General features: G+C 62.9%; 12 protein-coding genes. 3 read left to right on the top strand and 9 right to left on the bottom strand.

Annotated features, from left to right (window positions below):
- Positions 1-77 precede the first annotated feature (77 nt).
- The 8 genes from F8K16_RS02585 to merA form a co-directional block, all read right to left on the bottom strand.
- Entirely contained in the window at positions 78-2,099 is a 2,022-nt protein-coding gene (locus tag F8K16_RS02585; RefSeq protein ID WP_294946532.1) for a copper-translocating P-type ATPase, read from the bottom strand.
- Positions 2,100-2,103: 4 nt separating this feature from the next.
- The gene (locus tag F8K16_RS02580) at positions 2,104-2,313 is read right to left on the bottom strand and encodes an SHOCT domain-containing protein (RefSeq protein ID WP_294946530.1); all 210 of its coding nucleotides are present in this window, start codon (positions 2,311-2,313) and stop codon (positions 2,104-2,106) included.
- 35 nt (positions 2,314-2,348) lie between these two features.
- A complete protein-coding gene (locus F8K16_RS02575; RefSeq protein WP_294946528.1) occupies positions 2,349-3,857 on the bottom strand; it encodes a multicopper oxidase domain-containing protein in 1,509 nt (502 codons plus the stop codon).
- Positions 3,858-3,903: 46 nt separating this feature from the next.
- A complete protein-coding gene (locus F8K16_RS02570) occupies positions 3,904-4,383 on the bottom strand; it encodes a cytochrome c (protein WP_294946526.1) in 480 nt (159 codons plus the stop codon).
- 14 nt (positions 4,384-4,397) lie between these two features.
- On the bottom strand, positions 4,398-5,102 hold the full coding sequence (locus tag F8K16_RS02565; RefSeq protein ID WP_294946524.1) for a copper resistance protein B: 705 nt from the start codon (positions 5,100-5,102) through the stop codon (positions 4,398-4,400).
- 11 nt (positions 5,103-5,113) lie between these two features.
- A complete protein-coding gene (locus F8K16_RS02560) occupies positions 5,114-7,033 on the bottom strand; it encodes a copper resistance system multicopper oxidase (protein WP_294946522.1) in 1,920 nt (639 codons plus the stop codon).
- A 120-nt stretch (positions 7,034-7,153) separates the two neighbouring features.
- Positions 7,154-7,507: a hypothetical protein gene (locus tag F8K16_RS02555; protein ID WP_294946520.1), complete on the bottom strand. Its 354-nt coding sequence runs from the start codon at positions 7,505-7,507 to the stop codon at positions 7,154-7,156.
- 245 nt (positions 7,508-7,752) lie between these two features.
- A complete protein-coding gene (gene merA, locus F8K16_RS02550) occupies positions 7,753-9,132 on the bottom strand; it encodes a mercury(II) reductase (RefSeq protein WP_294946518.1) in 1,380 nt (459 codons plus the stop codon).
- Positions 9,133-9,251: 119 nt separating this feature from the next.
- On the opposite strand from merA, the gene F8K16_RS02545 reads away from it, so the two are divergent.
- Genes F8K16_RS02545 through msrA form a run of 3 tightly spaced genes read left to right on the top strand, consistent with a single transcriptional unit; the run spans position 9,252 to position 11,939 of the window.
- Positions 9,252-10,019 (top strand): undecaprenyl-diphosphate phosphatase, encoded by a 768-nt coding sequence (locus F8K16_RS02545; RefSeq protein ID WP_294946516.1) that lies wholly within the window; start codon positions 9,252-9,254, stop codon positions 10,017-10,019.
- A complete protein-coding gene (locus F8K16_RS02540) occupies positions 10,016-11,455 on the top strand; it encodes an NAD(P)H-hydrate dehydratase (RefSeq protein ID WP_294946514.1) in 1,440 nt (479 codons plus the stop codon). The genes F8K16_RS02545 and F8K16_RS02540 overlap by 4 nt, the downstream gene beginning before the upstream one ends.
- Positions 11,456-11,459: 4 nt before the next feature.
- Positions 11,460-11,939 (top strand): peptide-methionine (S)-S-oxide reductase MsrA, encoded by a 480-nt coding sequence (gene msrA, locus F8K16_RS02535; RefSeq protein ID WP_294946512.1) that lies wholly within the window; start codon positions 11,460-11,462, stop codon positions 11,937-11,939.
- Here the strand turns inward: msrA and F8K16_RS02530 are convergent.
- Positions 11,925-12,496 (bottom strand): sulfite exporter TauE/SafE family protein (locus F8K16_RS02530; RefSeq protein WP_294946510.1); only part of this gene is annotated, 572 nt, incomplete at its 5' end. The genes msrA and F8K16_RS02530 overlap by 15 nt on opposite strands.

Here is a 12,496-nt window from a genome sequence, read left to right as displayed (position 1 = left end):
AAGACACTGTTCCTTTACCAACCGCCCTTCCAAAGTTAATCAAGCGTCCGAAAACAGATTGATAAAATCCAAAGCTATTAGAGCGGTGAACGGCGCAATAACTGTGCATTGAGGGCGACGATGACGGTGCTGGCCGACATGAGCGCAGCACCTACTGCAGGGCTGATCATCACACCTGCCCAGGCCAGAGCCCCTGCCGCAGCGGGAATGGCCAGAATGTTGTAGCCTGCCGCCCACCAGAGGTTCTGCACCATCTTCCTCGTGGTCGCTCTGGAAAGATGGATAAGTCTGGACACGCCTGTCGGATCGTTGCGCACCAACACAATATCCGCAGCAGCGACGGCTATATCCGTGCCTGCACCAATGGCCACCCCCACATCAGCCTGAGCCAGAGCCGGGGCATCGTTGACGCCATCGCCCACCATGGCCACTTTTTTACCTTGCTGCTGCAGACCTTCGATATGGGACGCCTTGTCTGCCGGCAGCACCTGGGCACGGATCCCATCCAAGTCCAGCTGATCGGCAATATAGTATGCCGCAGCCGGATGGTCACCAGTGAGCATGTGCACTTCTACCCCCATTTTATGCAGTTGCGCCACAGTTTCTCGCGCTTCGGGGCGGATCTGATCAGCCAAAGCAATCAGTCCCAATACCTGCCGCGCATCCGTGACCACCACTACGGTCTTGCCTGCATCACTGAGCCGCCTGAAAGCTTCATGGGCTTCAATATCGACCCCCAGGCGCTTTTTCACGCTCGCTGGGCTGAGCACCTGAACCGTCTTGCCCGAGACCTGTCCAGACACACCTTCACCAGGCAGCTGCTCAAACTCGCCCACACTTGGCAGCGGCCTGCTCCAAGCCTGCACCAGTGCTTTCGCCACCGGGTGGTTTGAAGTCTGCTCCAATGCCGCCGCACGTTGAAGCAATGTCTGCTCATCATGTTCTGCAGACAGGTTGATCACATCCGTCACCGCAAAGGCGCCCTGGGTCAGCGTGCCGGTCTTGTCAAAGACCACCACATCCAGATGCCGCGCTTGCTCAAAAGCATTACGGTCACGGATGAGCAACCCCTGTTGCGCGGCGCGCGCGGTGGAAACGGCCACCACAAGCGGCACCGCCAGCCCTAGCGCGTGCGGACAGGCAATGATCATGACCGTCACCGCCCGCTCCACGGCAAAGGCCAGAGGTGCTCCTGCCAGAGTCCATCCTGCAAGACTCAAACCACCACTGGCTAACGCAATACCTGTCAGCCATCGGGCCGCTCGATTAGCCAAGTCCTGTGTGCGTGAGCGGCGTTGTTGCGCTGCTTCGACCAGCGTCTTCATCTGAGCGAGGAAACTTTCCTCACCCAAGCGAGTCACTTCGACAGTCAACAGCCCCTCCTGATTAACCGAGCCGCCGACGACTTCCACGCCTTCACCCACAGGCACGGGCTGAGACTCCCCCGTCAGCATGGATTGATCCACGCTGGAGCGTCCTTCAACCACCACGCCATCACTGGGAATGCGTTGACCGGGCGGCACGACCACGCGATCCCCTTTGTGCAGCGCACTGACCGGCACGGTTTCCAGTTCACCGTCCGGACGCAGGCGCGTGGCTTCTGCAGGCATAAGACGGGAAAGCGCCTCCAACGCACTGGCCGCCCCCAGCACTGAACGCATCTCGATCCAGTGCCCCAGCAGCATGATGTCGATCAGTGTGGCCAGTTCCCAGAAGAACGGCTTGCCGGTGGTCACTCCTGCCGCCACCGCCATGCTGTAAGCCCAGGCGGTAGTGATAGCCACGGCGATCAGGGTCATCATGCCTGGATTGTGGGCTTTCAACTCCGACCAGACGCCCGTGAGAAATGGCTTTCCTCCGTAAAGATAGAGTACCGTAGCCAGTGTCGGCACCACCCACATCGGTGCTGACAGGGTGAATCCCAAAGTGCGCTGGATATCCTCATTGAGCGCCAGCACGGGCAGCGTCAATAGCAGGGACCACCAGAAACGCCGGCGAAAATCGTGCATGTGGGCGGCATGGTCGTGTCCGACATGCTCATGCACAGCATGCTGTGTTCTGCTGTCATGCCCGTGGTGTTCGTGGGTGTGCGTACTCATAGCCCTATTCCTCCTCCAGTGCGCGCTTGCGCCGGATAAATTCTTCCTCGTCAATTTCACCTCGGGCAAAGCGCTTCTTCAGGATTGCAAGCGCCTCCTCCCGCTCGTCCCGCCTGGTACGCCCCTGCGGTAAAAAGGGAGACAGCAAAAGACGCAGCAGATAGAACATGACCACGAACATGACAATCCAGAACAGAAAGCCCCAGATGCCCATGAATCCAAACCCGTGAAACTCCATTTCTACGCCCCCTATGCAACAGTGAACTGCCCCATCATGCCGGCGTCCTCATGCTCGAGGAAGTGGCAGTGGTACATGAACGGCGAGCTGTCCGGCGCGGCGTGGCGGAAGCGCACCAGCAGGGTGGCCTCATCCCCTGGTGCCAGATGAACGGTATCCTTGAGCCCCCGCTCATGGGGTGCGAAATGCGCCTTTCCATTGCGGGCCAGCAGACGGAAACTGCCGCCATGGACATGGAAGTTGTGATGCATGCCCATCATGCGCATCATGCCCATGCCTTCATTGCGCACCTGCCAGACTTCCCAGCGGCCTTGCGGCACCCGCTCATTGATCACGTCCATGTCCATGCTGGCGCCGTTGATGGTCAGGTTCATCATCCCGCCCAGAGTGAAGTGGCGACGCGGCAGTTCCGCCAAAGGTGCCGGTACGGGATCAGGGGCTGTCAGGCTTGAAGGCAATTGGCTGACCGGCGCGGGACGCTTGCCGACTTCAATGCGCAACGCATCTTTGCGCAGCCCGGCAATCAGACCTTCTACCCGCAGACGCAGGCGCTGACCGGCCCGTCCATTGAGATCCAGCACCACCTCTGCCCGCTCGCCCGGGCTGAGCATGACGCTGCGCACCGGCATGGGCCGGTCAATCAGACCGTTGTCCCCGGCGATCACCTGCATGACGCTGCCATCGTCCAGCGTGAAGCGCCAGATTTCGCTGTTGCTGCCATTGAGCAGGCGCAGCCGCAGCAGTCCCGCCCGGGCGGTGAACACTGGCGATACCGCGCCATTGGTCAGCAGCACATCCCCGAACCAGCCCCGGCGCACATCGTGCATGGTGGGGCGGTAATGAATCTGACCGGCGGCGTCAAAGACCCGGTCCTGCACCACGAGCGGAATGTCATCCACACCGTAGGTGCGGGGCAGATTCAGCGCCTCCTCAGACCCGTCCCGAATCAGCAGCAGTCCCGCCAGCCCCCGATAGACATGCTCGGCGGTCATCCCCATGCGGTGGGGGTGATACCAGTTGGCGCAGGCGGGCTGCTCCACCCGGTAACGGGCCGTCCAGTCCATACCTGGCAAAATCAACTGATGGGGGCCGCCATCGGCTTCGCCCGGCACATGCATGCCGTGCCCATGCATGGTGGTGGCCGTATCCAGATGATTGCGCCATGAGAGGGCCACCTGCTCGCCCCGATTGAGCACGAGTGTCGGCCCGAGAAACGGCAGTGCCGTCCCGGGTACCTGCACGGCCCAGCTCTCCGTGATGGCGTCCGCAAACAGGGGCAGCTCCGCCTCACCGATGGTGAGGCGGTAGTGGCGCACGCCCGCTTTCATGTCTCCCTCATAAAGAGGCGGAATCGGCAACGGCTGGCCGGACACGGGGGTCAGGGCGGTGCGGTGCATGCGCGCCCCCATCATGCCACCCGGCCCGCCCATCATCATGGGCCCCATGCCGCTCATGGCCTGTGAGGCTGCCGGCATCACAGCACCGGTGGCCAGGAGTTTGATCAGGTCTCTTCTTTTCATGTTCTCTCGGCTCCTGCAAAAAGGCCGCCCGACGGCGGCCTGATGGTCAGTGATGTCCTTTTTTCATTTCATGCCCATGATTGAGGTCAAAGGGTGACGGTTTCTGCGGCGCGGTAAATGGCAACGACTGGATGTAAGTCACCAGCTGCCAGATCTGCGCGTCCGTCAACCGTCCCTTGAAGGCGGGCATGGAACCACGCCCATTGGCAATCTTCCAGAAGAAATCCCCATCCGGATGCTGCCCGGCCATGGCACGCAGGTTGGCGGGCTTTGGGTTCAGGCTGGCGGCTGCGGGGCCATTTCCCTCACCATATGGGCCATGGCAACTGGCGCAGTTCTGTCCGAACAGTTTGCGCCCGACACTGAGCGTGTCTTTCGTCCTGTGCATGGGGTTCTGCAACTTCTGGGCCTCGGGCGGTGCCGTCCAGTGGCTGTCGCCATGGCCGCCATCATGACTGCCGCCTGCAAAAACTGTGGAAGCCCCCAGAAGAGTGGCCAGCGTGAGTGTATGTAGCTTTGTATTCATGTCATTCCCTCCTTTCAGAACCAGATGCGCACACCGGCCACAAGGGTGGTGTCGCCCGTCTTTTCACCTTCCGCACGGCGGAAGTCTGCGGTTTTGCCGTAAGTCTGCGACCATTGCACGCCCACATAGGGGGCGAACTCACGGCGGATCTCATAGCGCAGCCGCAGGCCGAAAGACAGGCTGGACAGACCACTGCCTATGCCCATCTTTTCAATGTCGCCGCTGTAGGCGGATACTGCTACCTCCGGGGTGAGGATGAGAAACTGGGTCAGCAGCGCCTCATACTCAGCACTGGCCCGCAGCCCTGCGGTGCCATCCTCGCCCACCAGCAGATGGGCGCGGGTCTCGAACCAGTAGGGCGCCAGACCGTTGACGCCCACCACACCCCAGTTGTAGCTGGCCCCGGGCGCCTCGTCCCGACCAAAGCCGATCTGGGCGTCCCAGAAGGGGGCGATGGGATGGCTGTAGGCGAGCATGTTCTCTGACGCTGTCTGACCCTTTGCCGACTCACCTTCGGAATAGAGCCACAGCTTGTGCCAGTCCTTGCCGGCCCACAGCTGCACGTCCCAGCTTTTGGTGTTGTCCGCGTCATTGGCCACTTCCAGCTTGTCGGCCATGAACTTGACCAGGAAGGGGTCAGCCGTCTTCATGGCCCAGCTGCCGGGGGATGCGGCCATGAGGGTGACGCCGGTGATGAATGCCTGAATATGCCGTTTCATGATGAACCTCCTTATGCTTTGCGCTTCATGTCGACCACGGTCACTTCACGGAACATGCCACCCATGTGGTAGAGCAGGTGGCAGTGGAACACCCAGCGGCCGGGCGCATCCACATTGACGCGGATGCTAAGCTTGGCGCCGGGCTGGACGATGACCGTGTGCTTGCGCGGAATGTGGTTCTCATCGCCCGTTTCCAGATCCGACCACATGCCGTGCAGGTGCATGGGGTGGTTCATCATGGTGTCGTTGATGAAGGTCACCCGCAGCCGCTCGCCGTAGATGAACTCCAGCGGATCGGCCTCCTCATAGGGAATGCCGTTGATGGACCACATGTAGCGCTCCATGTTGCCGGTCAGATGCAGCACCATCTCCCGCTCCGGCTTAGGCCAGTGGGCAGTGGGGTAGTAGTTCTTCAGATCGGCATAGGTGAGCACGCGTCGGCCGTTGTTGCGCAGGCCGGGGCCCGGATCGTCCAGCCGGTACTGCGGGTTCTGCACCCACATGGTGGTGTGCGGCCCCTTCCTGATGGGCAGATCGGCCTGCGGCAGCTCGGGGTTCATGTCCATGGGAATGACCTTTTCATCGCCCATGTCCATGCCATGTTTCATGGCGCCCATCTCATGCTTCATGCCCGGCATGTCGTGTTTCATCTGCATGCCGTCGTGCCGCATGCCGCCCATGCCGTGGCCACCCTGCTTCATGTCCATGCCGCTGTGGTTCATGCCGTGCATGGCCATGCCCATGTCGGCATGGGTGAGCACCGGCAGCGGATCCATGGGCGGGGCCTTGGCCAGCCGTTTCGGATCGGTGGTCAGCGACCCCAGCGCATAGCCGGTGCGGTCGATGGCCTGGGCGAAGATGGGATAGGGGCCTTCATCCCCGGGTTCGACCACGATGTCGTAGGTCTCCGCCACGCCGATGCGGAACTCGTCCACCGTCACCGGCTTGACCAGCTGACCGTCAGCGGCCACCACGGTCATCTTCAGCCCCGGAATGCGGAAGTCGAAAAAGGTCATGGCGGAGCTGTTGATCACCCGCAGGCGCACCTTCTGCCCCGGCTGATACAGGGCGCGGAAATGGGCCGCCGGGCTGGCGCCGTTCATCAGATAGGTGTAGGTATAGCCGGTCACATCCGACAGATCCCGGTCGGACATGCGCATCTCGTTCCACATCTTCCGATCCGCCCAGGCCTTGGAAAAGCCCTTCTCCTGCACTTCGCGGAAGAAGTCGAACACCGTGCGCTCCTTGATGTTGTAGTAGTCCGACTTCTTCTTCAGATGGGCGTAGATGGTCTCCGGATCCTCGTCCGACCAGTCGGACAGCTGGATCACGTAGTCCACGTCATAGTCGATGGGCTCCGGCTCCTTCGGCAGGATGACGATACTGCCGTAATGGCCCGTCTGCTCCTGAAAGCCGGAATGGCTGTGATACCAGTAGGTGCCGCTCTGCTGCACCTTGAAGCGGTAGGTGAAGGTCTCACCCGGCCTGATGCCCGGGAAGCTCACACCAGGCACACCGTCCATGTCGTAGGGCAGGATGATGCCGTGCCAGTGGATGGAGGTGTCCTCATCCAGGTTATTGGTCACATGCAGCGTCACCTCATCCCCTTCGCGCCATACCAGCACCGGCCCCGGAATCCGGCCATTGACGGTGGTGGCCCAGGCCTTCCTGCCGGTGATATTGACCGGTGTGCGGTCGATTGTGAGATGGAACTCGGTGCCGGTGAGAATGTCGGCGGGGCCCATGTCATGCTCACCATTGAGAATGCGCGGGGCGCTGCGGGCCATGGGGCGCATGCCCATGCCGTGATGGCCGCGGTGGGTCATTTCTCCGGCGAACACACTGGGAATGCGCATACCCAGCACGCTGGCGGTGATGCCGGTCGCCACGCCAGTGATGAAGCGGCGACGGGACAGATACTTGTCTTTCATGGTGCACTCCTTCCGTCATGCGGTTGATTCAAGAGGGTTTCATGTGCGGATCAGATGCGTCGGACGCACGGGATGCGCATCAGACGGACACACTGATCCTGCGGAAAATCAACGGAAGGTTCAGACCCGCGGAGGCGGGGTGACGGGAATGGCGGCAACGGAATGGAAGGATTCGATCAGTACAGGCGCGATGGACCGGGCCACCAGCTCAGGCACGGCCATAGCCATCGGCATGATGACGTGCGCGCTGGAAGTGCAGTGGGTGAGAAAGCAGCTGGCGTCACACCCCTGATCACAGTCATGGGTAGCGCACTGCGTGGTATGGCCGTCACAGCAGGCCATGTCATGGGCAGCCTTGCCCATCTGCATGGCAGCATGCGCCGGTGTTGCATTGGATACTGCGCGCACCTGCTCCCCCGCCCCGGCCACAAAGGGCAGCAGAGAGAGCAGCAGAAGAATCAGAAACTTGCGCATGGCAACACCGTGTCCGTGGAAATTCGGCGCTTTTCAGCGGCCTCACCCTGTTTATAACGCCGCAGGCACCGTTTTGCAAGGTTTTTCTCGGCCACTTGAAGCGCGGCTGGAAATTGATCCAGTAAAAATGGGGGAGACCCCATTCGATCGGCTTGTAATGGCTGTTTTTCGGCTTTTTCCCTGCCATTTTCAGCTGCTGCCAGTGCGGCCGAAAACCCGACTCTGCAAAAATGGGGGAGACCCCATCATCCAGCGCAGCAGGACAGGCGGCTGACATCCTTGAAGAAGGTCTGGGCGCACAGCTTCAGCCCTTCCGCCCAGGTGAGATAAGGCATCAGTTCACCGGCCAGATCGCGCACCGTCATGCCTGCCCGCAATGCCAGCGCCGCCGCTTCAATCATCTCGCCCGCCTGCGGGGCGACAATCTGCGCCCCCAGCAGCCGACCGCCGCCCCGCTCGGCCACCAGCTGCACGAAACCGTGACGGCTGCCTTGGGCCTGAGCACGGGGCATCTGCTCCAGCGGCAGCCGGCGGCTGTCCGCCTCAATGCCCTGCGCGGCCGCCTGCTCCACCGTCAGCCCTACCGTGGCCACCTGCGGGTCGGTGAACACCACCTGTGGCAGCACGGCGAGATCCTGCCGGGCGCAGCAGTCGCCCAGCATATGGCGCGCGGCGGTCTTGCCACCTGCCGCGGCTACATAGACGAAGCGTGGCAGGGTGGTGCAGTCACCGGCGGCGTAGATGCCGGGCACGTTGGTCTGCATGTGTTCATTCACCTCAATGGCACCATGTTCATCCGTTCGCACACCTCCTTCCGCCAGATTGAGACCGTCGGTATTGGCCACCCGCCCCGTGGCCACCAGCAGGCGGTCGCCAATGAGCTGATGACTTTCCATCTCAACAGTGAAATGACCGGCGGCGTAATCGACCCGCCGCGGCGAACCGGTGATCACCTCGATGCCCTCCTCCGCCAATGCGGCACGCAAGGTTTCGTCCACCTCAGGCGGCAGGTGTGACAGCAGCCGCCTGCGGGCGATGAGTGTGACCCGGCTGCCCAGCCGAGCGGCAGCCTGAGCCAGCTCCAGTGCCACCACGCCCGCCCCCAGCACCAGCAGATGTTCAGGTGGCTCTTCGGCAAACAGCAGTTCGGTGGAGGTCCAGAAAGGGGTCTCATTCAAGCCCGGAAGATCCGGCACATGGGGACGGGAGCCAGTGGCGATGAGGATATGGCCGGCATTGACCGTCTCTCGTCCTTCCGGCCCATCGATCTCCACAGTGTGGGCGTCCCTCAGCCGCGCCTCACCCTGTCTGAGGCTGATCTGCGGATAGATCTCCAGCATGTGGTGGTATTTCTGCTCCCGCAGGGCCTCCACCTTCGCCCGCAGTTCACCCACCCGGGCTGCATGATCGACCTGGGAGGCACAGGCGGTGATGGAGGCAAAGGGGGGCTGAGCCTGCAAATGAGCCACCTCCGCCTGGCGGATCATGATCTTGGAAGGCACGCAGCCCACATTGACGCAGGTGCCGCCGATAATGGGACTGCGCTCCACCATCACCACCTGCCGGCCCGCCTCGGCCAGTTCGATGGCGGCGGCAAAGGCGGCCGACCCGCTGCCGATGATCACGACAGTCTTTTCATCAGCCCGACAGGCCGCTCCACTGCAACAGCTGCTCATGTGCTTTCCTCCAATTGTCATGGACCCGGACCCCTGCCATAATCCTGTCATTCGCCAAGGAGTGTGACATGGATCTCATTCAAGCCGCTATTCTGGGCCTCATCGAAGGGCTGACGGAATTCCTGCCCATCTCCTCCACCGGTCATCTGATCGTGGTGGCCGACTGGCTTGGTCTGCCCCAGAACGCCGACAACAAGGCATTCGAAGTCATCATCCAGCTGGCCGCCATTCTGGCGGTCATCAGCCATTATCGCGACAAGTTTTCCCCGGCGCACCTGCCGCTGTGGATCAAGATTGCCGTGGCCTTCGTGCCCATCGGGCTTTTGGGGCTGGTGTTTCATCACCAGATTAAAGAACTGTTTTCCGTCACCGTGGTGGCGTGGATGTTCATCATCGGCGGGGTCATCTTCCTGATTGCCGAGGCGCTCTACACCGAAGGCACCCACCGCACGCGGGACATCGAGCAGGTGAGCCTGCGACAGGCTTTCTGGATCGGCATCGCTCAGGCCTTCGCGCTGATTCCGGGCACCAGCCGCGCGGGGGCGTCCATCATTGGCGCGCTGGCGGTGGGGCTGGACCGCAAGACGGCGGCGGAGTTCTCCTTCCTGCTGGCGCTGCCGGTGCTGGCGGCGGCCTCCGGCTTCGATTTCCTGCGCCACTATGAGGACTTCGCCGCCACCGGCTTTGCCCCGCTGGCGGTGGGGTTCGTGGTCGCCTTCGTGGTGGCATGGCTGACCATGAAGCTGTTTCTCACCTTCCTTGAATGCTTCACCTTCCGCGCCTTCGGCTGGTATCGCATCCTGTTCGGCCTCCTGCTGCTGGTGCTCTACCGATGACCCCGCTCTACACCGCCGAACAGAGCCGCACCCTCGACCGCCTCGCCATGGAGCAAGGCCTGCCCGGCGTGCTGCTGATGAAACGGGCCGCCTTCTTCGCCTTTGAGGTGCTGCGGAGGCAGTTTCCCCACGCACGCAAGGTCGTGGTAGTGTGCGGCACCGGCAACAACGGCGGTGACGGCTTTGCCCTGGCGCAGTATGCCCATCTGGCCGGGCTGGAAGTGCACATCATGCAGCTGGGGCAGGTCAGCCGCATCCGCGGCGATGCGCTCACCATGCTGCATGAACTGTCCGATCTGGGGCTGGGCGGCCTGCCCTTCGATGCTGGCCTGCTGAATGAGGCGGACGTGATCGTGGACGCCCTGTTCGGCACCGGGCTGGACCGCCCCATTGAAGGCGACTACGCCGAGGCCATCCAGGCCATCAACGCCAGCGCCACCCCGGTGCTGGCGCTGGATGTCCCTTCCGGCCTGCATGCCGACAGCGGGCAGGTGCTGGGCGTGGCGGTCAAGGCGGCCCATACCGCCACCTTCATCGGCCACAAGATGGGCCTGCACATGGAGGCGGGCCGCGAACTGTGCGGGCAGATTCACTTCCATGATCTCGGCGTACCGGCGGACATCTACGCCACCTGCCCGCCCCGGGCCTACCTGACGGACTGGCGTGACTGCCCCCGCCCCGCACGGCCCGCCTTCGCCCACAAGGGAACGGCGGGCACGGCGCTGCTCATCGGCGGCGCACCGGACTACCCGGGCGCCATCACGCTGGCGGCGGAAGGGGCCATGCGCGCAGGCGCAGGCTACGTGCGCGTGGTCTCGGACGCGGCGCACCATGCCCTGCTGTTGGCGCGCCAGCCGGCCCTGCTGCTGCACGGGGCGGACAGCCTGCCGCTGGATCAGGCGGATGCGGTCGGCATCGGCCCCGGACTGGGCCGCAGCGACTGGAGCCGAAAACTGTTCCGGCAGGTGCTCCACTGGGACGGCCCCCGAGTGCTGGATGCCGATGCCCTGACGCTGCTGGCCGACACGCCTTCGCGCAGCGACAACTGGATTCTGACACCCCATCCGGGCGAAGCGGCCCGTCTGCTGGGCACCACCGCCGCCCAGGTACAGGGCGACCGTCTGAGCACGGCCCGCACGCTGCAACGGCGTTTCGGCGGGGTTATTGTCCTCAAAGGGGCCGGAACAGTCATTGACGATGGCACGGATACCTACATCTGCGGCGCGGGCAATGCGGGCATGGCCACCGCCGGCATGGGCGATGTGCTCACCGGCGTGATCACCGCACTGCTGGCGCAGGGCCTGTCACCCGCCGACGCCGCCCGCAGCGGCGTCTGCCTGCACGCCGCCGCCGGCGATCTGGCCACCGCGCGGCATGGCCGGCTGGGGCTGGATCCGACCCAGCTTTTGCCGTTCATTCAACACCTGCCGGGATAGCGCCATGACACGGACCGAAACCGCCTACTTTGCCGCCGGCTGCTTCTGGGGCGTGCAATTGCGCTTTGACCAGACGCCCGGTGTGCTGGAAACCACCGTTGGCTACATGGGCGGCCATGTGGATCACCCCACCTATGAACAGGTGTGCACCGGCACCACCGGCCATGCGGAAACGGTCAGGGTGGTGTTCGATCCCACGGAAGTGGACTACACGCGCCTGCTGGATCTCTTCTTCCAGATGCACGACCCCACCCAGCTGAACCGGCAGGGGCCGGATGTGGGCACCCAGTACCGCAGCGCCATTTTCACCACCTCGCCGGTGCAGCGCATGCTGGCGGAACAGGCCATCACCCGCTGGACGCCCCACTTTTCTCGCGCCATCGTCACCCAGATCGATGATGCCGCACGCCATACCTTCTGGCCGGCGGAAGACTATCACCAGAAATACTTCGCCCGCCGGGGCATCACCTCAGGCTGCCACTGAGCGCAGCATCAGCGCCAGCCCCACCAGCACGGTCATCACCTCGAACGCCTGCTTGACCAGCCGGTTGCCGCGTACGATAGACAGATGCGCGCCCAGATAGCCGCCCAGCAGCGAGCCGGCGATCAACGCCGGCAGCCAGTCCCAACGGATCGCGCCCTGCAACCCCAATGTCAATGCGCCTGTACCATTCCACACGATCCCCACCAGAATGAGCGTGTAGCTGACGGCCGTCCTGTAGTCCAGCCCAAACCAGCGCACCAGCCACAGGGTGACGAACAGACCGGTTCCGGAGGTCAGCGAGCCATTGAGCGCACCGATGGCCCACAGCACCAATCCGCCGATCAGCATGCCCCGTGCATGGCGGTTGCGCGGAGCGCTCTCCAGCCCCAGCTGCGGCTTGAAGGCGGAGTAGAGCCCCAGCCCCAGGGTCAGCACGCCCAGCGCCAGCTGCGAGATGCGGTCGGGAATGGAGAGGATCACCAGCGCGCCGGTGATGACCCCCGGCACACCGCAGGCGAGGATGAAGGCGGCGAAACGCCAGTCATATTCGGATGACT

Source organism: Sulfurivirga sp. (assembly GCF_015490265.1).
Taxonomy (GTDB): Bacteria; Pseudomonadota; Gammaproteobacteria; order Thiomicrospirales; family Thiomicrospiraceae; genus Sulfurivirga.
The sequence above is the reverse complement of the archived record's forward strand: the minus strand, read 5'-3'. Positions and strand labels throughout refer to the sequence as shown.